This window comes from Oceaniradius stylonematis (assembly GCF_003149475.2).
GTDB classification, from domain to species: Bacteria; Pseudomonadota; Alphaproteobacteria; order Rhizobiales; family Rhizobiaceae; genus Roseitalea; species Roseitalea stylonematis.
Genome location: NZ_QFWV02000008.1, coordinates 26,746 through 48,944 on the forward strand (window position 1 = coordinate 26,746; position 22,199 = coordinate 48,944).

19 protein-coding genes and 1 pseudogene are annotated in these 22,199 nt (G+C 64.4%); 16 read left to right on the plus strand and 4 right to left on the minus strand.

Annotation, left to right across the window (positions count from 1 at the left end; all coding sequences use genetic code 11):
• Positions 1-273 precede the first annotated feature (273 nt).
• On the plus strand, positions 274-1,035 hold the full coding sequence (locus DEM25_RS13300; RefSeq protein ID WP_109766231.1) for a Crp/Fnr family transcriptional regulator: 762 nt from the start codon (positions 274-276) through the stop codon (positions 1,033-1,035).
• 6 nt (positions 1,036-1,041) lie between these two features.
• Here the strand turns inward: DEM25_RS13300 and hemN are convergent, their stop codons facing one another.
• Both hemN and DEM25_RS13310 read right to left on the minus strand, forming a co-directional pair.
• Complete coding sequence (hemN, locus tag DEM25_RS13305; RefSeq protein WP_109766232.1) at positions 1,042-2,412, minus strand: oxygen-independent coproporphyrinogen III oxidase; 1,371 nt, start codon at positions 2,410-2,412, stop codon at positions 1,042-1,044.
• Entirely contained in the window at positions 2,409-2,993 is a 585-nt protein-coding gene (locus DEM25_RS13310; protein WP_109766233.1) for a hemerythrin domain-containing protein, read from the minus strand. The genes hemN and DEM25_RS13310 overlap by 4 nt, the downstream gene beginning before the upstream one ends.
• Before the next feature lie 197 nt (positions 2,994-3,190).
• On the opposite strand from DEM25_RS13310, the gene ccoN reads away from it, so the two are divergent.
• The 15 genes from ccoN (at position 3,191) to DEM25_RS13385 (ending at position 20,114) form a co-directional block, all read left to right on the plus strand.
• Positions 3,191-4,813, plus strand: a complete 1,623-nt coding sequence (ccoN, locus tag DEM25_RS13315; protein ID WP_109766234.1) for a cytochrome-c oxidase, cbb3-type subunit I — start codon at positions 3,191-3,193, stop codon at positions 4,811-4,813.
• A gap of 14 nt (positions 4,814-4,827) precedes the next feature.
• On the plus strand, positions 4,828-5,559 hold the full coding sequence (ccoO, locus tag DEM25_RS13320; RefSeq protein ID WP_109766235.1) for a cytochrome-c oxidase, cbb3-type subunit II: 732 nt from the start codon (positions 4,828-4,830) through the stop codon (positions 5,557-5,559).
• 11 nt (positions 5,560-5,570) lie between these two features.
• Complete coding sequence (locus DEM25_RS13325; RefSeq protein ID WP_109766236.1) at positions 5,571-5,726, plus strand: cbb3-type cytochrome oxidase subunit 3; 156 nt, start codon at positions 5,571-5,573, stop codon at positions 5,724-5,726.
• 4 nt (positions 5,727-5,730) lie between these two features.
• Positions 5,731-6,606, plus strand: a complete 876-nt coding sequence (ccoP, locus tag DEM25_RS13330; RefSeq protein ID WP_109766237.1) for a cytochrome-c oxidase, cbb3-type subunit III — start codon at positions 5,731-5,733, stop codon at positions 6,604-6,606.
• Between the two features lie 235 nt (positions 6,607-6,841).
• Entirely contained in the window at positions 6,842-8,401 is a 1,560-nt protein-coding gene (ccoG, locus tag DEM25_RS13335; RefSeq protein ID WP_109766238.1) for a cytochrome c oxidase accessory protein CcoG, read from the plus strand.
• 5 nt (positions 8,402-8,406) lie between these two features.
• A complete protein-coding gene (locus DEM25_RS13340) occupies positions 8,407-8,889 on the plus strand; it encodes a FixH family protein (protein WP_147393325.1) in 483 nt (160 codons plus the stop codon).
• Positions 8,886-11,195 carry a heavy metal translocating P-type ATPase gene (locus DEM25_RS13345; RefSeq protein WP_109766240.1) on the plus strand — a complete coding sequence of 770 codons (2,310 nt, stop codon included), beginning with the start codon at positions 8,886-8,888 and terminating at the stop codon, positions 11,193-11,195. The genes DEM25_RS13340 and DEM25_RS13345 overlap by 4 nt, the downstream gene beginning before the upstream one ends.
• Complete coding sequence (gene ccoS / locus DEM25_RS13350; RefSeq protein ID WP_109766241.1) at positions 11,195-11,338, plus strand: cbb3-type cytochrome oxidase assembly protein CcoS; 144 nt, start codon at positions 11,195-11,197, stop codon at positions 11,336-11,338. The genes DEM25_RS13345 and ccoS overlap by 1 nt, the downstream gene beginning before the upstream one ends.
• A gap of 110 nt (positions 11,339-11,448) precedes the next feature.
• On the plus strand, positions 11,449-12,780 hold the full coding sequence (gene aptA, locus DEM25_RS13355) for an omega-aminotransferase AptA (RefSeq protein WP_109766448.1): 1,332 nt from the start codon (positions 11,449-11,451) through the stop codon (positions 12,778-12,780).
• Between the two features lie 178 nt (positions 12,781-12,958).
• Complete coding sequence (locus DEM25_RS13360) at positions 12,959-14,551, plus strand: ABC transporter substrate-binding protein (protein WP_109766242.1); 1,593 nt, start codon at positions 12,959-12,961, stop codon at positions 14,549-14,551.
• A gap of 105 nt (positions 14,552-14,656) precedes the next feature.
• Positions 14,657-16,225 carry an ABC transporter substrate-binding protein gene (locus tag DEM25_RS13365; RefSeq protein ID WP_109766243.1) on the plus strand — a complete coding sequence of 523 codons (1,569 nt, stop codon included), beginning with the start codon at positions 14,657-14,659 and terminating at the stop codon, positions 16,223-16,225.
• A gap of 11 nt (positions 16,226-16,236) precedes the next feature.
• Positions 16,237-17,217, plus strand: coding sequence for an ABC transporter permease (locus DEM25_RS13370; protein WP_109766244.1), 981 nt, complete (start codon positions 16,237-16,239; stop codon positions 17,215-17,217).
• A gap of 1 nt (position 17,218) precedes the next feature.
• Positions 17,219-18,133: an ABC transporter permease gene (locus DEM25_RS13375; RefSeq protein WP_109766245.1), complete on the plus strand. Its 915-nt coding sequence runs from the start codon at positions 17,219-17,221 to the stop codon at positions 18,131-18,133.
• Positions 18,134-18,138: 5 nt separating this feature from the next.
• On the plus strand, positions 18,139-19,125 hold the full coding sequence (locus DEM25_RS13380; protein ID WP_109766449.1) for an ABC transporter ATP-binding protein: 987 nt from the start codon (positions 18,139-18,141) through the stop codon (positions 19,123-19,125).
• Positions 19,122-20,114 carry an ABC transporter ATP-binding protein gene (locus DEM25_RS13385; RefSeq protein ID WP_109766246.1) on the plus strand — a complete coding sequence of 331 codons (993 nt, stop codon included), beginning with the start codon at positions 19,122-19,124 and terminating at the stop codon, positions 20,112-20,114. The genes DEM25_RS13380 and DEM25_RS13385 overlap by 4 nt, the downstream gene beginning before the upstream one ends.
• Positions 20,115-20,162: 48 nt before the next feature.
• On the opposite strand, the gene DEM25_RS13390 is transcribed toward DEM25_RS13385, so the two are convergent.
• Positions 20,163-21,161, minus strand: a complete 999-nt coding sequence (locus DEM25_RS13390) for a WD40 repeat domain-containing protein (RefSeq protein WP_158585266.1) — start codon at positions 21,159-21,161, stop codon at positions 20,163-20,165.
• Positions 21,158-22,133, minus strand: a pseudogene (locus tag DEM25_RS13395) (CobW family GTP-binding protein). The gene DEM25_RS13390 and the pseudogene DEM25_RS13395 overlap by 4 nt, the downstream one beginning before the upstream one ends.
• Positions 22,134-22,199 lie beyond the last annotated feature (66 nt).

Here is a 22,199-nt window from a genome sequence, read left to right on the forward strand (position 1 = left end):
CGGGCCGATTGCATCGGAGAAAAAACGGGCGCCATATGCGATCGGTCGCTGCTGAACAAGGGCCGCGATACGGTTGAATCGAGGCAATAATTTCGGACCATTCAAACCCATGAAGACCCTTGCAGCTTGCCCGACGCAGAAAAAACACAAAAAAATCAGTTGTTTGCGGCATACACACTGATTTCACAAATAAAAACTAAAGCCGCGCGGTAAGTTTGCGCAATCCCAAGTGTCACGTTATGTTGACACTATTGGGACATCGGGAGAGCGAACGTGCAAAGCAACAAGGACGCAGCGCGCAAGACCCCTCGTCTCGACGTTCACAATTCCGACGTCCCGCTGGTCTGCCGTGCCTGCGAATCGCGGCACAAGGGCGTGTGTGGATCGCTGACGCCCGACCAGCTCGTGCAGCTGTCCAAGCACACGACCAAACATGTCTATCGCAGCCAGTCCGAACTGATCACTGTCGGCGACGATGTGCACACCTACTCCAACATCCTGTCGGGCGTGGTCAAACTGACCAAGCTGATGGCCGACGGCCGCCAGCAGATCGTCGGGCTGCAGTTCGCGCCCGATTTCCTGGGCCGCATCTTCTCGTCGCAATCGAGCTATTCGGCGGAGGCGGCGACCGATGTGCGCGTGTGTTCCTTCCCCAAATCCGTGATCGAGGATCTCGCGCGCTCGGCGCCGAACATGGAACATGCGCTGCACGAGCAGACGCTCAAGGAACTGGACGAAGCGCGCGAATGGATGCTGACGCTCGGCCGCAAGACCGCGACCGAAAAGGTTGCGAGCTTTCTCTACCTGATCGCCTCCAACATCGACCCCGAACTGGACGATGACGAGCACACGATCCGATTCGAACTGCCGCTCAAGCGTCTTGAGATCGCCGACTTCCTCGGCCTGACCATCGAGACGGTCAGCCGGCAGATCACCAAGCTGCGCAAGTCCGGCATTATCGAGCTGGAAAACAACCGCACGGTGATCGTGCCATCGCTGGCCCGCCTGCAGGGCGCTTGCGAGAACGAGCAGTAGCGGCGGCTAGACCGCCTTCGAATAGCGGAAATCTGAGCCCTTGAGATGCGCGTCGAACCGTGCGGCGACCAGCCGCGTGAACGGACGCGCCGTATCGGGCACGAAGAAGCCGTCCGGATCGGCGCCGCAGACAAAGTCGGCATCGGCCTCGGCCAGCGCCACAGCCTCGTTGACATAGGGCTCGGCCGCATCGCCGAACCGGGCCTCCAAATCGTCGAAAGATATCCGGAAGTCGCACATCAGGCGCTCGATCATGTGGGCGCGGATGCGGTCGTCCGCTGTCATGCGGTAGCCCTTGGCCGCAGCGCTCCGGCCCGACCGCACGGCCTCCTGGTACTGGCCCGTGGCGACGATGTTCTGCACATAGCCGCCTTCGAATGCGCCGATCGACGAGGCGCCGAACGGGATCAGCGCATGGCACCGGTCGGTCGTGTAACCCTGGAAGTTGCGCCGCAGATGCCCGCTGCGCGCCGCCACCGCAAGACCGTCGCCGGGTTTGGCGAAATGGTCGATGCCGATCGTGTCATAGCCGGCCTCGGCCAGTGCGGCACCCGCCGCCAGCGCCTGCTGGAAGCGCTCGTGCATGTCCGGCAGATGCTCGTCCTTGATCATCTTCTGGTGCTTCTTGACCCACGGCACATGGGCATAGCCGAACAGCGCAATCCGGTCGGGATCGAGCGAGACGACCTGATCAATCGTCCGCATCAGTCGCGGCCGGGTCTGCAGCGGCAGGCCGTAAAGCGCATCGATGTTGACCGAGCCGACCCCGGCGGCGCGCATCGCCGCGATGACATCGCGCGTCTGCTCGAATGTCTGCGGCCGGTTGATGGCGCGCTGCACCAGCGGATCGAAATCCTGAACGCCGACGCTGGCCCGCGTAACGCCCAGATCGCCCAGCCCGCGCAGTGTCTCTTCGGTGACATCGGACGGATCGATCTCGACGCTGATCTCGGTCTGCGGGCCGACGACAAACGCCTCGCGCAGGGCCGCGCCGATCCGCCCCATATCCCCGGCCGACAGGATCGACGGCGAGCCGCCTCCGAAATGCACCTGCCCCGCGCGCGGCCGGAACCCGAGCGACTTGCCGAAACCGGCAATCTCGTCGAGCAGCGCATCCACATAGGTGCGCACCGGTTCATATTTCAGCGTGTGCTTGGTGTTGCAGCCGCAAAACCAGCACAAACGGTCGCAGAACGGGACGTGCAGATAGACCGAGACCGGATCGGTCTCGTCGAGCGCCGCGCACAGTTCGGCCTGCATCGCCGGTCCCAGACCGGCCTCGAAATGCGGCGCGGTGGGATAGCTCGTATAGCGCGGCACGGCGCCGCCGCGCTGCGACAGAAGCGCCGTGACATCATGCTTGACGGCGAGATTCATCGACCATCCTCCAGCGCTTCGACCATCGGCAGCAAATGCTCGCGCTCGAAGGCCAGGTGGCGACGCAGGCCCACGAAGAAGCCCCGCAGCATGTAGCTGAGCTTTTCGACATTGATTTGGGAGCGGTCGGCGGCGAACGCCACCAGCTCGTGGTGCACCTCCTCGGCGAAGGCTTCGTCCTCCCAGTGCTCGCCATGCAGGCGATCCAGCGTATCGCCGAGATCGGGCACGTCGGCGCACTGTGCCTTCAGGAACGGAAACAGCGTCTGTTCCTCGAACACATGGCTGCGGTGCACGATCGGATAGACGCTGCGGGCCAGCGCCAGACAGTCGTCGTTGCGGACATCGGCGGGCAGCTTGTCGGCCAAGGCCTCCAGCGCGCTGCACAGATTGTGCTGCACATTCATGTGGTGCTTGAGCGTCCCTGCGATCGCGACGACGGAAGCACCATTGCCGTTCGCGGCTTGGTCGATGCCCTTCCGGCGCGCCTCTTCGTCCGCGCCCTTGCCGACGATGCGCAAAGCGGCGCCCCCATTGCCTGCATCGCTCGCGCCCGCACCGTTGTTGGTCGGCAAATTCATCCGGCATGCCCCGAGGTTGCGCTTTCCGATGCAGCCGAAAGTAGACGTGCTACCTCAGTCGGGTCCTTGATCAAGATCAAAGCACGCATACCGGCCCTCGGGCAGAGACGGTCATGACCCGGCATGGCCGGGCCGCAATTGCACGCCGACGTGCGGGGGCACGCCATCGTGTACATGCAAGTGCGAGAGGACAATCAATGAGAAACGCAAGCTGGGTCGTGCTGGTGGGAGCAGGCGCCTTTTTGGCGCTGCTCGGAGCGGCGCTCGGCCAGGATCAACTGTTCAGGGTGCACATGGGCATCCTGACCGTCGTGCTGCTCGGCTCGACCGCCGTGCTGCTGCGCACCGCCAAATTCGCACCCGCCGGCGGCGATGCCGCCAGCGAATCGCAATATTTCGACAGTGTCGTCCGCTACGGCGCCATCGCCACGGTGGCCTGGGGCATTGTCGGCTTCCTGGTCGGTGTCGTCGTCGCCGCCCAGCTTGCCTGGCCGCAGCTCAACATCGAGCCGTGGTTCAACTTCGGCCGCATGCGCCCGCTGCACACATCGGCGGTGATCTTCGCCTTTGGCGGCAACGCGCTGCTGGCAACCTCCTTCTATGTCGTTCAGCGCACCTGCCGCGCCCGCCTGTTCGGCGGCGACCTGGCCTGGTTCGTCTTCTGGGGCTACCAGCTGTTCATCGTCATGGCCGCAACCGGCTATCTGCTGGGCGGCAGCGCCGGCCGCGAATATGCCGAGCCGGAATGGTATGTCGACCTGTGGCTGACGATCGTCTGGGTCGCCTATCTGCTGGTCTTCATGGGCACGCTGATGAAGCGCAAGGAGCCGCACATCTATGTGGCCAACTGGTTCTACCTCGCCTTCATCATCACCATTGCGATGCTGCACGTGGTCAACAATCTGGCCATGCCGGTCTCGTTCCTGGGCGCGAAGAGCTATTCGCTGTTCTCCGGCGTTCAGGACGCGCTGACGCAGTGGTGGTACGGCCACAACGCCGTCGGCTTCTTCCTGACCGCGGGCTTCCTGGGCATGATGTACTATTTCGTTCCCAAGCAGGCCGGCCGGCCGGTCTATTCCTACCGGCTGTCGATCATCCACTTCTGGGCGCTGATCTTCCTGTACATCTGGGCCGGTCCGCACCACCTGCACTACACCGCCCTGCCCGACTGGGCGCAGACGCTGGGAATGGTCTTCTCGATCATGCTGTGGATGCCCTCCTGGGGCGGCATGATCAACGGCCTGATGACGCTCTCGGGCGCCTGGGACAAGCTGCGCACCGACCCGATCCTGCGCATGATGGTGATCGCCGTAGCCTTCTACGGCATGTCGACCTTCGAAGGCCCGATGATGTCGATCAAGGCGGTCAACTCGCTCAGCCACTACACCGACTGGACCATCGGCCACGTGCATTCGGGCGCGCTGGGATGGGTCGGCATGATCTCGTTCGGCGCGGTCTACTTCCTGGTGCCCAAGCTGTGGGGCCGCCAGCGGCTCTACTCGCTGCGCATGGTCAACTGGCACTTCTGGCTCGCAACGCTGGGCATCGTCGTCTACGCCGCCGTCATGTGGGTGGCCGGCATCCAGCAGGGCCTGATGTGGCGCGAGTACAACGATCAGGGCTTCCTGGTGTATTCGTTCGCCGAATCGGTGGCCGCCATGCACCCCTACTACGTGCTGCGCACGCTGGGCGGGCTGCTCTATCTGGTCGGCGGCCTGATCATGGGCTTCAACATCTACATGACGATCCGCGGCAAGCTGCGCGACGAGGTGCCCATGGGCGAAGAAGCCCCGCAACCCGTCGCCCAGCCGGCTGAATAAGGAGGCCCCGGGAAATGGCTCTTATCGACAAACACTCCATTCTGGAAAAGAACGCGACGCTGCTTCTGGTCAGTTCGCTGGTGGTCGTCTCCATCGGCGGCATCGTCGAGATCGCGCCGCTGTTCTATCTGGAAAACACCATCGAGGAAGTGGAAGGGATGCGTCCCTATTCGCCCCTCGAACTGGCCGGACGGAACATCTACATCCGCGAGGGCTGCTATGTCTGCCACTCGCAGATGATCCGCCCGTTCCGCGACGAGGTCGAGCGCTACGGCCATTATTCGCTGGCCGCCGAATCGATGTACGACCATCCGTTCCAGTGGGGATCGAAACGCACCGGGCCCGATCTGGCCCGGGTCGGCGGCCGCTACTCCAACGAGTGGCAGGTTCAGCACCTGATCGACCCGCAGTCGGTCGTGCCCGAATCGATCATGCCGTCCTATGCGTTCCTGGCCACCACGGATCTGACCATCGAGAACGTATCGGGTCATCTGATCGCCAACCGGCGTGTCGGCGTGCCCTACACCGACGAGATGGTCGAGAACGCCGAGGCCGATCTCGCCGCGCAGGCCGATCCCGACGCCGATTGGTCGGGCATCGAGGAACGCTATCCCAAGGCCGTCACCGGCGACTTCGATGGCGATCCCGCTCGGCTGACCGAGATGGATGCGCTCGTCGCCTACCTGCAAATGCTCGGAACCCTGGTCGACTTCACCGTCTACCAGCCCGAAGAGAACTTCCGCTAGGAGTTGGCACGATGGACTTTGACTACCAAGCCATGCGCACCTTCGCCGACAGTTGGGGACTGGTCTACCTGATGGCGATCTTCCTGTTCGTCGTCTTCTGGATCTTCCGGCCCGGCTCCCAGAAGCACGTCGACGACGCCGCACAAATCCCCTTCAAGGAGGACTGAACAAATGGCCGATGACAAGAAAGACATCGATGCAGTCTCGGGCGTCGAAACCACCGGCCATGAGTGGGACGGCATCAAGGAGTTGAACAACCCGCTGCCGCGCTGGTGGCTGTGGACCTTCTACGCCACGATCGTCTGGACGATCGGTTACACCATCGCCTACCCGGCATGGCCCGGCATCACCGGCGCCACCGCCGGCGTTCTGGGCTGGTCCTCGCGCGGCCAGTTGGCCGAGGAGATGGACGCGGCGCGGGCCGAACAGGCGGTCTATCTGAGCCGCATCGAACAGGCCGATGTCAACGCGATCGCGGCCGATCCGGAACTGGTCCAGTTCGCCGTGGCCGGCGGTTCGTCCGCCTTCAAGGTCTACTGCGTGCAGTGTCACGGTTCGGGTGCCGCCGGCGGCGAGGGCTATCCCAACCTCAACGACGATGACTGGATCTGGGGCGGTACGCTCGAGGACATCGCCTGGACCATCCGCCACGGCATCCGCCACGAGCCCGATCTCGACACGCGCTTCAACGACATGCCGGCCTATGGCCGCGACCAGATTCTCGATCGCGACCAGATCTCGGATGTCGCCTGGTATGTGCGCCAGATGTCCGGCCAGGAATATGACGAGGAGGCCGCCGCGCGCGGCGCCGAGACGTTCGAGATCGAATGCTCGGCCTGTCACGGCATCGACGGCGAAGGCGTGCCCGAACTGGGCGGACCGCGCCTCAACGACGCGATCTGGCTCTATGGCGGCAGCCATGCCGAGATCGTCGCCCAGATCAACAATCCGCAGCAGGGCGTCATGCCCGCCTGGGGCGACCGCCTGGGCGAGACGACGGTCAAGCAGCTCGCGGTCTACGTGCACCAACTCGGCGGCGGCCAGTAGGCCACCCATTCTCCCGCGAACTGGTCGACGAACGGCGCCTCCGGGCGCCGTTTTTCGTGGCCCCCGGTTCACCGGCAAAAATCGCCGCCCGCCCCTGACAAGCTGTCGCACCCACGGCACGGGCCCGGTTGACCCAAATCAACGACCGGTTGCGACCTTCCATTTACAGCTTTGGATATTGCCGGGGGACGCATGCGTTCCCCGGTTCCGTACAAGCCCGTTAAAGAGGCATAGTGTGTTGGATCAGACCGCCGTCGAAAAGCTTGACGTTGAAGCCGTCAACAAGGGCGCGAAACAAAACGCGCAACCGCTTTACGCAGCCCGCCAGAAAGTCCACCCCAAGCGCGCCGAAGGCACATATCGCCGCCTGAAATGGATCATCATGGCGGTCACGCTGGGCATCTATTACATCACGCCCTGGCTGCGCTGGGATCGCGGACCGCATGCGCCCGACCAGGCTGTCCTGATCGACATGGCCAACCGGCGCTTCTACTTCTTCTTCGTCGAGATCTGGCCGCAGGAGTTCATCTACATCGCCGGCCTTCTGGTGATGGCGGGCGTTGGCCTGTTCCTGATCACCTCGGTGGTCGGCCGCGCCTGGTGCGGCTACACCTGCCCGCAAACCGTCTGGACCGACCTGTTTCTGGTCATCGAGCGCTTTTTCGAGGGCGACCGCAACGCCCGTATCCGGCTCGACAAGGAACCCTGGACCGGTTCGAAAATCGCCAAGAAGCTGGCCAAGCACGCGACATGGCTGGTCATCGCGGTGGCCACCGGCGGCGCCTGGATCTTCTATTTCGCGGACGCACCCACCCTGGCCTACAATTTCGCCACCGGACAGGCGCCGTTCATCGCCTACGCCACGGTCGCCGTCCTGACGGCCACCACCTATGTTTTTGGTGGCATCATGCGCGAACAGGTCTGCATCTACATGTGCCCCTGGCCGCGCATCCAGGCGGCCATGCTCGACGAGAACTCGCTGGTCGTCACCTACAATGACTGGCGCGGCGAGCCGCGCATGCGCGGCCAGAAGAAGGCAAAGGCGCAAGGGCTGTTGCCCGGCGATTGCGTCGACTGCAACGCCTGCGTCGCCGTCTGCCCCACAGGCATCGACATTCGCGACGGCCAGCAGCTCGAATGCATCACCTGCGCGCTGTGCATCGACGCCTGCGACGCGGTGATGGACAAGGTCGGCCATGAGCGCGGCCTGATCTCCTACGCCACGCTTGCCGACTACAATCATAACATGCGGGTCGCCATGGGCGGCGAGAACTCCGGCGCCATCGATCCGTCCAACGTCCGCGACCAGAACGGCAATTTCGTCGATGCGATCCGCGGCTTCAAATGGCGCGAGATGCTGCGCCTGCGCACGATCATCTACACCGCCGCGTGGGCTGCTATTGGCATCGCGCTTCTCATCGCGCTCGGCACCCGCGACCGGCTCGAAGTCAACGTCCTGCACGACCGCAACCCGGTCTTCACCACCCTGTCGGACGGTTCGATCCGCAACGGTTACACGGTCAAGATCCTCAACATGGTCGCCGAACCGCGCACCATCACGCTGACGCTCGACGGCCTGCCCGGCGCTGTCATGGCCATCAACGGCATTGACGCCGAACCCGGCACGACATTTGACATCCCCGTCGAGCCCGACAAGCTGCGTCCGCTGCGCGTGTTCGTTTCCCAGCCGCGCGACATGGTCGCACCCGGTTCGACACCCTTCTCCTTCATCGTCGAGGAAGGCGAAGCCGGCGAGACCGACATCTACAACGCCAATTTCGAAGCGCCGGAGTGATCGCCATGCTGCAACGCATCTTCGCACCCAACCCGTTCACCGGCTGGCATTTTCTGGCCATCATACTCGCCTTCTTCTGCGTCATCATCTCGGTCAACCTGTTCATGGCATGGAACGCCACCAACAGCTGGACCGGGCTGGTGGTCAAGAACTCCTATGTCGCCAGCCAGCACTTCAACGAGGTGACCGCAGAAAAGCGCCGGCAACTGGCGATGGGCTGGAAGGCGGTGCCCGAATACAGCGAGGGCGTCCTGACGCTGATCATGCACGATGCCGCCCAGGAGCCGATCGAGGATGCGATCATCACCGCCAGGCTTGGCCGGCCCTCCTTTGAGGCACAGGACCACACGGTGCAGTTCGCCGAGGGCGAAGCCGGTACCTACGCGGGATCGACCGATCTGGCCAGCGGGGTCTGGAACGCCGACGTGACCGTGACCGGCGCCGGCGGCGATGTCTGGACGCGCACGCTGCGCTTCACCGTTCAATGACCTGCTGCGGTGGCAACATCGCCGCCGACGGTGCGGTGGGCGTCAGCGCATCGGCCGATTTCTCGCGCGCCGAGGAACTGCTCCACGCCGGGCGCGAGCGCAACGACGGCACGGTCGAGTACGTCTTTTCGGCACCCGACATCCACTGCGGCGCCTGCATCTCCTCGATCGAACGCGCCATCCGGCCGATGCATGGCGTCGCCTATGTGCGGGTCAATCTCTCGCTGCGCCGGGTCACGGTTCATCTCGATCCGGCCGTAACCGGGCCCATCGAGGTGGCCGGCGCTCTTGCCGCGCTCGGCTTTCCCGCCCGGCCGGTCGATCTGGGCGATCTCGACGAACTCGAGCGCAAGCGCCGCGATTCCGAACTGCTCAAATCGCTGGCCGTCGCCGGGTTCGCCTCGGCCAACATCATGCTTCTGTCGGTGTCGGTCTGGTCGGGCGCCGAGGGCGCGACACGCGACCTGTTCCACCTGATCTCGGCGCTGATCGCCATTCCCGCCGTCTTCTACGCCGGCCGGGTCTTCTTCCGTTCGGCCTGGGGCGCGCTCAGGAACGGCCGCGTCAACATGGACGTGCCGATCTCGCTGGCGATTTCGCTGGCCACCGGCATGAGCCTGTTCGAGGCGCTGACCGGCGGAGACAAGACCTACTTCGAAGCGGCGACCATGCTGCTCTTCTTCCTCCTGATCGGCCGCTATCTCGACCAGCGCATGCGCGAGCGCGTGCGCACCGCCGTCGTCCAGCTCAGCCGTCTTTCGGCCAAGGGCGCCAACGTGCTCACGGGCGATGGTGAGATGCGCTATCTGCCGCTCGACGAGATCGAGCCGGGCATGACGGTGCGCGTTTTTGCCGGCGAGCGCCTGCCGGTCGACGGCACGGTCGAGAACGGTCTTTCGGACGTCGACCGCTCGCTGGTCACCGGCGAGAGCCTGCCGGTCACCGCCGAAGCTGGAACCGCGCTCGAAGCGGGCGCCATGAACCTGACCGGCGTCCTTGATATCGAAGTCACAAACACCGCCGACAAATCGTTCCTTGCCGAGGTGCGGGCGATGATGGAAGCGGCCGAGAACGGACGCGGCGCCTATGTCCGCGCCGCCGACCGGGCCGCACGGCTTTACGCGCCCTTCGTCCACTCGCTGGCCGCCATTGCCTTTGTCGCCTGGATGGTCATCACCGGCGGCGACTGGCACACATCGCTCTATATCGCCATCGCGCTTCTGATCATCACCTGCCCCTGCGCGCTGGGCCTGGCCGTGCCCGTCGTCCACGTCATCGGCGCGACACGGCTTTTCGAGAACGGCATCCTTATGAAGGACGGCGCGGCGCTTGAACGGCTGGCCGAAGCCGACGAAGCGGTGTTCGACAAGACCGGCACACTGACAACCGGCACGCCGACGGTCATCGGCTGTGCCATCGAACGCCCGTCCGACATCGCGATTGCGCGCGCGCTCGCCGCCTCCTCCGGCCATCCCGCGTCACGCGCGCTGCTGACCCATCTGGACGCCGGCGCCACGGCGCGCGGCACCGATATCGCCGAGCATCCCGGCCTTGGCGTCGAGGGAGCCTTTTCCGGCGGGCGGGCGCGGCTTGGCCGCAGGGCGTGGGTCGCCGAGATCGCCGAAGACATGTCCGACAGCGATAGATCAGGCGGTCTGGCCTTTGCCGTCGAGGGCGGACCGCTTCTGGCAGTCGAACTGGGCGAACATGTCCGTGACGGCGCGGCGGCAGCCATAGAAGCCCTTCACAATGCGGGGATCGGCACGCGGATCGTTTCCGGCGATGCCGCCGCGCAGGTCGCCCGCCTCGCCGACCGGCTCGGCGTGACCGAATGGCACGCCGACCAGTCGCCGGCCGACAAGATCGCCCGCATCGAGGCGCTCCGCGCCGAAGGCAAGAAAGTGCTGTTCGTCGGCGATGGCATCAACGATGCGCCGGCGCTGGCCGCCGGACATGTCTCGATGGCGCCCGCCTCGGGCTCCGATGTCGGGCGCACCGCGGCCGACTTCGTCTTCACCCGCGACAGCCTCGAAGCGGTCACCGCCGCGCGCGGCATCGCGCTGCGCGCCCAGGCGCTGGTCAAGCAGAATTTCGGGCTCGCCTTCGCCTACAACGTGATCGCCGTGCCGATCGCCATGGCCGGCATGGTCACGCCGCTGGTCGCGGCGATTGCCATGTCCGCCTCCTCGATCGTCGTCGTGCTCAACTCGATGCGCCTGACGCGCGGCGATCCGGCGCCGGCGGCCAACCGCCCGGCGCGGTCCGCACTTGCGGTCGGCACCGGTTCCATGGAAGCTGCCGAATAATGACGCTTTTGACCGTTCTCATACCCATCGCGCTTTTTCTCGGACTTCTGGGCCTAGGCGCCTTCATCTGGAGCCTGAATTCGGGCCAGTACGAGGATCTGGACGGCGCGGCGGCGCGCATCCTCGAGGACGACGAGGACTAGGTCAGCCGGCAATTGCGGGTTGACCGCGCACGGGCGCAGGCATAGCGTCCCGGGCATGGATCAGGCGGCGTTCGTCAGCGCCGCCTTACCTCTTTGCAGGAGTGCCGGCCATGCTCGACAAACCCGTTTCGCGCCCCAACGACCTCTCCGCCTACTGGATGCCGTTCACGGCAAACCGGCAGTTCAAGCGCGCCCCGCGCATGATCACCGGCGCGGACGGCATGCATTATGTCACCGATGACGGCCGGCAGGTGCTCGACGGCATTGCCGGTCTGTGGTGCGTCAATGCGGGCCACAACCGGCCGAAGATCGTCGAGGCGATCCAGACCCAGGCCGCGACGCTCGACTATGCCCCCTCCTTTCAGATGGCGCACCCGCGCGCGTTCGAACTGGCGACGCGCCTTGCCGACCTGTCGCCGGACGGTCTCGACCATGTCTTCTTCACCAATTCCGGCTCGGAATCGGTCGAAACGGCGCTGAAGATGGCACTCGCCTATCACCGGGCGAAGGGCGATGGCGGCCGTTTCCGCCTGATCGGCCGCGAGCGCGGCTATCACGGCGTCAATTTCGGCGGCATCTCGGTCGGCGGCATCGTCGCCAACCGCAAGATGTTCGGCACGCTGCTGACCGGCGTCGATCACATGCGCCACACCCATGACCTGTCGCGCAACGCCTTCGCCCGCGGCGAGCCCGAGCACGGCATCGAACTGGCCGACGACCTGTTGCGCATCGCCCAGTTGCACGACCCGTCGACCATCGCCGCTGTCATCGTCGAACCCGTCGCCGGCTCGGCCGGTGTGCTGCTGCCGCCGAAGGGTTATCTCAAGCGCCTGCGCGAGATTTGCGACGAGCACGGCATCCTTCTGATCTTTGACGAGGTGATCACCGGCTACGGGCGCCTGGGCACGAATTTCGGCGCCGACTATTTTGGCGTCAAACCGGACCTGATGACGACCGCCAAGGGCCTGACCAACGGCACCGTGCCGATGGGCGCGGTCTTCGCGGCCAACCACATCCACGACGCCTTCATGTCCGGCCCCGACCACATGATCGAGTTCTTCCACGGCTACACCTATTCGGCCCATCCGCTCGCCTGCGCGGCGGCGCTCGGCACGCTGGACACCTATGCCGAAGAGGGCCTTCTGAGCCGCGGCGCGGAGATGGCGGACTATTGGGCCGACGCGATCCACTCGCTCAAGGGCCTGCCGCATGTCATCGACACCCGCAATCTGGGCCTGATCGGCGCGGTCGAACTCGAACCGATCGCCGGCGCGCCGACCAAGCGCGCCTTCTCGGCCTTCCTCGACGCCTATCACAATCATGACCTTCTGATCCGCACGACAGGCGACATCATCGCCTTCTCGCCGCCGCTGATCATCGAGAAGGAACATGTCGACCAGATCGTCGACCGTATGACCAAGGTCCTGACCGCGCTCGACTGACCCGCGCAGGCCGGCAGAACCGTCCATCTCGCGGCCGCCCGGGCGTTTGACCGGGCGGCTGATTTTTGACCGAAAGGTCAAAACGGTTTGATTTTTCGCTGGATTTGCATCACGCGCTCTGTCTAGACTTTGGGCTCATGTCCGCGCGTTTTGCGGACACGCTAATCGGGAGAAATTCATGCATATCAAAACCAAGATGATCGGCGCGGCGCTGACGGCTGCACTGCTTGCGGGCACCAGCGTCATGGCCAGCGCCGAAACGCTGCGCTGGGCGCGCGCCGGCGATTCGCTGACGCTCGATCCTCATTCGCAAAACGAAGGCCCGACCCATGCTCTTGCCCAGCAGATCTACGAACCGCTGATCTCGCCGGACATGGAAGCCAAGCCGATCCCCGCGCTGGCCACCGAATGGTCGGTCAAGGAAGGCAACCCCAACGTGTGGGTCTTCAAGCTGCGTGAGGGCGTCACCTTCCACGAGGGCCAGGACTTCACCGCCGAAGATGTCGTCTTCTCGTTCAACCGGGCCAAGCTGGAAAGCTCGGACATGAAGGAGCTGCTGGTCACCATCACGGAAGTTCGTGCGGTCGATGACTACACGGTCGAGATGGAGACCGAAGGCCCCAACCCGATCCTGCCCAACAACCTCACCAACCTGTTCATCATGGACAAGGGCTGGGCCGAGGAAAACAACGTGACCGAGCCGGCCGAGTTCGATGACGGCGAAGAGACCTACGCCGTGCGCAACGCCAACGGAACCGGCGCCTTCAAGCTTGTCAGCCGCGAGCCCGACACCAAGACCGTGCTGGCCCGCAACGACGACTATTGGGGCATCGACGAGTTCCCGATGGAAATCACCGAGATCATCTACACGCCGATCCAGAACGCTGCGACCCGCGTCGCCGCGCTCCTGTCGGGTGAAGTCGACCTGATCCAGGACGTACCGGTTGAGGATCTGCAGCGTGTCGCCGACACCGATGGGCTGAAGGTCGAAAACGCGCCGCAGAACCGGACGATCTTCTTCGGCATCAACTCCGGCGATGACGATCTCGAGAACGACACCGTCGAAGGCGCCAACCCGTTTGCCGACGTCCGTGTCCGGCAGGCCATGAACATGGCGATCAACCGCGAGGCGATCCAGCAGGTCGTCATGCGCGGCCAGTCGGCGCCGACCGGGGTGATCATTCCGCCCTTCGTCAATGGCTGGAACGAGGAACTCGACCGGTATCCGGCGGCAGATGTCGAAGGCGCCAAGGCGCTGATGGCGGAAGCCGGCTATGAGGACGGCTTCGAGGTCACCCTGCACTGCCCGAACGACCGCTACATCAACGACGAGGCAATCTGCCAGGCGGTCGTCGGCATGATGGGCCAGATCGGCATCACGGTGAACCTGGTCGCCCAGACCAAGGCGAACCACTTCCCGTTGATCTCGGGCAAGCAGACCGACTTCTACCTGCTTGGCTGGGGCGTTCCGACATTCGATTCGGAATATGTGTTCAACTTCCTGGTCCATTCGACCACCGAAGATCGCGGTTCGTGGAACGGTTCGCGCTTCTCCGATCCCGAAGTGGACGCGATGATCCAGTCGCTCGGCTCGGAGGTCGATCTGGAGGTCCGCAACCAGACCATCGCGGACATCTGGCAGAAGGTTCAGGACGAGGTCATCTACCTGCCGATCCACAACCAGGTGCTGAACTGGGGCATGAAGGAAAACATCGACTTTGCGGTGCAGCCTGAAGACCAGCCGCACTTCAAGTTCCTTCAGTTCAACTAAGCGTGACCGCGCTTTGACGCGACAGGGGTTGGGGGCATCGCGCCCCCGACCTACCCTGCCCGCCCGGCGGGCATCGTCACCGCCCCGCCACACAGGGGAGACGTCATGAACAAGCACACCATTCTGGTCGCGGCCGCGCTGGCGCTCGGCGCCGGAACGGCCCATGCCGAAACGTTCAAATGGGCGGCACAGACCGACCCGCAGACCATGGACCCGCATGCCGTCAACTCGGCGCCGGTCCTGGGTTTTCTCAACAATGTCTATGAGGGCCTTGTCCGGCGCGGCAAGGACATGAGCGTGGAGCCGGCGCTGGCCGAAAGCTGGGAGCCGCTCGGCGGCAATGGCTGGCGCTTCAACTTGCGCCGCGGCGTCACCTTCCACGATGGCGCGGCCTTCACCGCCGACGACGTCCTGTTCTCCTACGAGCGCGCCTCCTCGGAAGCCGCCGACACTGCATCGTGGTTCGCGCCCGTCTCCGACGTCACGGTCGTCGATGATTTCACCATCGACTTTCTGACCATTGCGCCCAATCCGATCTTCCCGGATTCGATCGCCAACTTCATGATCATGGACAAGGGCTGGGCCGAGGCCAACGGCGTCGAACTGCCCGCCAAGGACGCCGAGAACTTCGCAACGCTCAACGCCAACGGCACCGCCGCCTTCCGCCTTGCCGAGCGCCAGCCGGGCCTGACGACCGTGCTCGAACCGTTCGAGGGCTGGTGGGGCGAGGTCGAACACAACATCACCCGCGCCGAATTCACCCCGGTGCAGAACTCCGCGACCGCCGTTGCCGCGCTCCTGTCCGGCGAAGTGGACATGATCAATCCGGTTCCCGTGCAGGATGCCGGCCGCGTCGCCGAGCGCGACGGGGTTGGCGTGATCACCGGCATCGAGGCGCGCGTCATCATGTTCGGCTTCGCCCACCAGGCCGAAACGATCAAATATTCGGACGATGCCGGCGAACCCAACCCGTTCCGCGACGCCCGCGTGCGCAAGGCCGTCGCCCACGCGATCAATGTCGATGCGATCCTGCAGACCATCATGCGCGGTGCCGCCGAGCCGGCCTCGCAACTGGTCAGCCCGGCCATGCGCGGCTATACGCCGGCGCTCGCCGAACGGCCGGCCTACGATCCCGATGCGGCCCGGGCGCTGCTGGCCGAAGCCGGACATCCGGACGGTTTCTCGTTCGGTCTCAAATGCCCCAACGACCGTTATCTGAACGATGAATCGGTGTGTCAGGCCGCCGTCTCGATGCTGGCGCAGATCGGCCTGCGCGCCGAGCTCGACGCCATGCCGGTGCGCACCTACTGGCCCGAACTGCGCGAAGACAATTTCGACATGTACCTGCTCGGCTGGTCGCCGGGCACGTTCGACGCCGAACACCCGATCCGCTTCCTTGCCGCCACGCCCAACGAGGAAAAACGCCTTGGCAGCTGGAATTTCGGGGACTTTTCCAACGCGCGCGTTGACGAATTGCTGCCGATGATTCAATCGGAGATCGACGATGCCGCGCGGCAGACCATGCTCGATGAGGTGGCCGGGATCCTGCAGGACGAACAGGCCTATGTGCCGCTCTACGTCCAGCCGCTGATCTGGGGCGTGCGCGACGGCATCGAACTGACCCAGAGGCCCGACAATTTCTTCATCCTGCGCTGGGTGACAGTCAACGAATAGAAAGCACCTGAATGCTCGCATTCATCATCAGACGTGTCCTGCAATCGGTGGTCGTGCTGCTGGTTGTCGGGCTCGTCGCCTTCTCGCTGTTCCGCTTCGTCGGCGATCCGGTCGACAATCTGCTCGGCCAGGAACGCACCATCGAGGACATTGACCGGGTCCGCTCGGAACTGGGGCTCGACCAGCCCTTTCCGGTCCAGTATTTCCGCTTCCTGCAGGGCGTAACGCAGGGCAATTTCGGCGTCTCGTTCCGCCAGGGCCGGCCCGTCGCCGACATTCTGGCCGAACGCGCGCCCGCCACGCTGGAACTGGCCGCGGTCTCGGCGCTGTTTGCCATCGTTCTGGGCATCACGCTTGGGGTCTATACGGCGATCCGGCGCGATGGCTGGCTGTCCAACTTCATCATGACGTCATCGCTGATCGGGGTCTCGCTGCCAACCTTCCTCATAGGCATATTGCTGATCTATGTGTTTGCGGTCGAACTGGGCTGGCTGCCCAGTTTCGGCCGCGGCGAGACGGTGCAGATCGGCTGGTGGACCACGGGGCTTCTGACCGAGTCCGGCCTCAAGGCCATCATCCTGCCGGCGATCACGCTCGGCCTCTACCAGATGACGCTGATCATGCGGCTGGTGCGCGCCGAGATGCTCGAAGTGCTGCGCTCGGACTATGTCAAGTTCGCCCGCGCGCGCGGCCTCTCCCAGCGTTCGGTCTATTTCCGCCACGCGCTGAAGAACACGCTGGTGCCGGTCATCACGATCACCGGCCTGCAGCTCGGCTCGATCATCGCCTTCGCGATCATCACCGAGACGGTGTTCCAGTGGCCCGGCGTCGGGCTTTTGTTCATCAACTCGATCCAGTTCGTCGATATCCCGGTCATGGCCTCGTACCTGATGCTGATCTCGGTGATGTTCGTCGTCATCAATCTGATCGTTGATCTTCTGTACTTTGCGATCGATCCGCGCCTGTCGGCATCGCGCGGTGGAGGGCACTGAGATGGAAGCGATTGCCCGCGCCCTCGACTCCGATCTGGCCTACCGGTTCCGCCGCTCGCCCGTTGCGATGTTGGCCGCGCTCGTCGTCGTCCTTTTGATCGGCAGTTCGGTCTTTGCGCCGCTGATCACCTCGCAGAACCCGTTCGATCCCGGTTCGCTCAACCTGATGAACGGCTTCTCCGAGCCGATGCAGCCCAACCAGTTCACCGGCGAGACCTTCGTTCTGGGCACCGACGACCAGGGCCGCGACGTGTTCGCGACCATCCTTTACGGCATGCGGATTTCGCTGTTCGTCGGCTTTTCGGCGGTGATCTTCGCGATGGTCCTGGGCGTCACGCTCGGCCTGCTCTCGGGCTATGTCGGCGGGCGCACCGACACGATCATCATGCGCATTGCCGACATCCAGCTCACCTTCCCCGCCATTCTGGTCGCGCTTTTGATCTTCGGGGTCGCCAAGGGGATCACCCCGCCCGACCGGCGCGACGAGGTGGCGATCTGGGTGCTGATCATCGCCATCGGCCTGTCCGAATGGGTGCAGTTCGCCCGCGTCGTGCGCGGCGCGACATTGGTCGAAAAGAGCAAGGAATATGTGCAGGCCGCCCGGCTGATCGGCCGTTCGCCGGTCGCCATCATGGTGCGCCACATTTTGCCCAACACGCTGTCGCCTGTCCTCGTCATCGCCACCATCTCGCTGGCGCTGGCGATCATCGCCGAAGCGACCCTGTCGTTTCTGGGCGTCGGCGCGCCGCCCACCCAGCCCTCGCTCGGCACGCTGATCCGCATCGGTCAGGAATTCCTGTTCTCGGGCGAATGGTGGATCCTGTTCTTCCCCGCCATGACGCTTCTCGCGCTCGCTTTGTCGGTCAACCTTTTGGGCGACTGGCTGCGCGACGCGCTCAACCCGAAGCTGAGGTGACCGCCATGGATGACGTGCTTCTTTCCGTGCGCGATCTGGTCGTGCAGTTTCCCACCCGCGGCGGCATCCTGACCGCGCTCGACGGCATCTCGTTTGACATCAAGCGCGGCGAGGTGCTCGGCGTCGTCGGCGAATCGGGCGCCGGCAAGTCGATGACGGGCGCCGCCATCATCGGCCTGATCGAGCCGCCGGGACGCATCGCCGGCGGCCAGATCCATCTCGACGGCGAGCGCATCGACAATCTGTCGATGGACGATATGCGCGCCATCCGCGGCCGACGCATCGCCATGGTCTTCCAGGACCCGCTGACTTCGCTCAACCCGCTCTTCACCATCGCCGAGCAGCTCGTTGAGACGATCCAGACCCATATGGCCGTTTCGGCCAGGGAGGCACGCGAGCGGTCGATAGCACTTCTCGACGATGTCGGCATTCCCGCCGCCAGCCGCCGCATCGACGACTATCCGCACCAGTTCTCGGGCGGCATGCGCCAGCGCGTGGTGATCGCTCTCGCCCTTGCCGCCGAACCCGATCTCGTCATCGCGGACGAGCCGACCACCGCGCTCGACGTGTCGGTGCAGGCGCAGATCATCGACGTGCTCAAGCGCCTGTGCTCGGAGCGCGGCGCCTCGGTCATGCTGATCACCCATGACATGGGCGTCATCGCCGAGACGGCCGACCGCGTGGCCGTGCTCTATGCGGGCCGGCTCGCCGAGATCGGCCCGGTGCGCGACGTGATCAAGGACGCGCTGCATCCCTACACGCACGGGCTGATGGGCTCGATCCCGACGCTGGCGCAGGAGGACGACCGGCTGGTGCAGATCCCCGGCTCGATGCCGCGCCTGACCGATATCCCTCAGGGCTGCGCCTTCAACCCGCGCTGCGACCGCGTCTTCGACCGCTGCCGCATCGAGCGCCCCGAACCGATCCCGCACGGCACGCGGCAGGTCGCCTGCTGGCTCTACGACGAACAACAGATCAAGGCCGCCGAATGAGCGATGTCCTCCTCGAGGTAAAGAACCTCACCCGCACCTTCGATGTGTCCCTGCCCTGGCTCAACCGCGTCATCGAGCGACAGGAGCGCCAGTTCCTGCGCGCCGTCGACGATGTGAGCTTCGAGATCCGGCGCGGCGAGACTTTCGCACTCGTCGGCGAAAGCGGCTCGGGAAAATCGACCATCGCCAAGATGGTCGTCGGTCTGCTCAAGGCGTCCGACGGCGAAATACACTTCGATGGCACGCCCATGGACGTCAATTCGAGCGCGGCGATGACGCAACTGCGCTCGCGCTTCCAGATGATCTTCCAGAGCCCGTTTGCCAGCCTCAACCCGCGCTGGCGCGTGCGCGACGTGATCGCCGAGCCGATGAAGGCGTTCGGCACCGTCGACGGCAAGGCCGCCATCGACAAGCGTGTCGACGAACTGCTCGATCTGGTCGGGCTTGGCGCGTCCGATGCCGGCAAGTTTCCGCACGAATTCTCCGGAGGCCAGCGCCAGCGCATCGCCATCGCCCGCGCGCTGTCGTCAAACCCCGAATTCATCGTCTGCGACGAGCCCACTTCGGCGCTCGACGTGTCGGTGCAGGCACAGATCCTCAACCTGATGCGCGACCTTCAGGACGAGTTGGGCCTGACATATCTGTTCATCAGCCATGATCTGTCGGTGGTGCGCCACATGGCCAACCGGATCGGCGTTCTTTATCTCGGTGCGCTGGTCGAAACCGCAGACGGCAAGGAACTGTTCAACGCGCCGCGCCATCCCTATACGCGCATGCTGCTCGAGGCTGTGCCTGATCTCGACATGACCGGCAAGGAGCACACCGTCGTCAAGGGCGAGATTCCGAACCCGATCAGCCCGCCGCCGGGCTGCACCTTTCACCCGCGCTGCCAATATGTCGCCGATCGCTGCCGCAGCGAGATTCCGGTGCCGGTGCCCACGCCGACCGGCGAAGCCAAGTGCTTTGCGGTGGAAGAAGGACGGATCTGATATCTTCCTCGCCCCGCTTGCGGGGAAAGGGAACAGACGCCCTACGCCCTACCCCTTGCCCAGATCGGCCAGGCCCGCCACGCCGCGCTCGCGCGTGAAGCCAAGCCAGCGCCCGTCTGCCGAAAAGCTCAGCGCGTTCACCGCACCGGCCTCATGTTCGGTGGCGATGTCCATGAACTGCTGCGTCTTGCGGTCAAACAGCGCGACCGAACCGTCCACATAGCCGATGGCGATCTGCTGTGAATTGGGCCGTGCCGCGACGGTTCGCGACAGCAGATCCTGCTCGCGCGAAAAAACGCCCGCCTGCTGGCCGATCGGACCGTCGGCGCCGAAGAACGGCCACAGCACCAGCACCTCGGCACCCGCCGTCGCCAGATAGCGCCCGTCGGCGGTCCAGTCGTAAGAGACCGGTTTGGCCGGATAGCCGCCCATCTTGCCGTGCTTTTCCTCGGGCTTGTCGATCCGCCAGACATGCAGCGCATTCTCGAGCATCGACGTCACGCAAAAGCGCCCGTCCGGCGAAAAGCCGATCGCATTGTGTGCGCCCTGCCAAGAAAGCATCGCGGTCTCGGACGGTTTGGAAAGGCGGATGAGGAACGCACCGCCATAGACCGCCGCGCCCAGCCATTTGCCGTCGGGCGAAAAGGAAAGCGCACTGATCGAGGACGCAGCGCTCGCCTCGACGGGGTTATCCGCTCCCTTGGGCAGCAGATAGATCGTCTTGCCGGCCGACCAGGCGACATGCCCGCGCGGCGAAGCGGCCACCGTGTCGACCCATTTGCGCCCGTCATGCAGCGTTTCGGGCTCGCCATCGGGCCGGATGCGGATTGCCTTGCCGTCATCGCCCGCCGTGATGATGGCGCCCGATTTCTCGTCGGTCGCGACGGCAAGAATCGCGCCCTCATGCAGCTTGCGCGCGGCAACCGAACCGTCGAAGCCGCACACATGCACATGGCCGTCGCCATCGGCGACAGCATAGGCCCGGCCGGCAAACCCGCCGCCCGTCAGCGGCGCGCCCGCCTCCAATGTCTTCAGCGTCATGCTCATGCCGGAACGGGTTGCGCCGCCCGGCACTTCATGAAGCCGTCCTCGATGATGTCGCGCGGCAAATTGCGGCCGATGAAAACCATGCGGCTGACGCGTGGCTCGTCGTCGCGCCATTCGCGACTGTGGTCGCCTTCCAGCATCATGTGCACGGCCTGCGCCACATAGCGCTTGGGGTCGTCCTTGAAGGCGAGGATGCCCTTCATGCGCAACAGATCGATGCCGAATTCCTGGCTGATCATCTGCACCCAGGGGAAGAACTTTTCGGGGTCGAGCGGCGCCTCGGTGACCAGCGAGAACGAACCGACATGCGCGTCGTGCCGGCTCGCATCCTCATGGTGGTGGTCGTGGTCGTGATGATGATCGTGGCCATGGTCACGCCCGTGATCGTCATGTCCAAGGAAATCCGGCACGTTTTCGAGGATGCGCTCCAGATCGAAGGCATGCCGGCCCAAAATCGTCTCGAGCGGCACGTCGGCGCGCATCGTGCGCACGATCTGCGCGGTCGGATTGATGCGGCGGATGCGCGCTTCGACGCCGACGAGATCGTCCTCGGTGACGAGATCGGTCTTGTTGAGCAGCACGATGTCGCCGAAGGCGATCTGCTCCTGCGCCTCGGGCGCCCGGTCCAGTTCGCCCGTCAGGTGCATCGCGTCGGCGACGGTGACGATCGCATCGAGCCGTGTGCGGGCCGAAATGTCCTCGTCGACGAAAAATGTCTGCGCCACCGGCGCCGGATCGGCCAGTCCGGTCGTCTCCACCAGAATGCNTACAGCCATTGTTCATCTCGAAGATTTCTTCGTCGGCATCCACGACCAGATCGTTGTCGATGCCCACCTCGCCGAACTCGTTGACGATGACGGCGTATTTCTTGCCGTGATCCTCGGTCAGGATGCGGTTCAGAAGCGTCGTCTTGCCGGCGCCCAGATAGCCGGTCAGCACGGTGACGGGCGTCTTGTCGGTTGCCATGTCCATGGGGAAAGCCTTCCTGCCCTGCGGGCGAAACATCTGGCCGCAGATGTGCGACGAAGCCGGTCACAA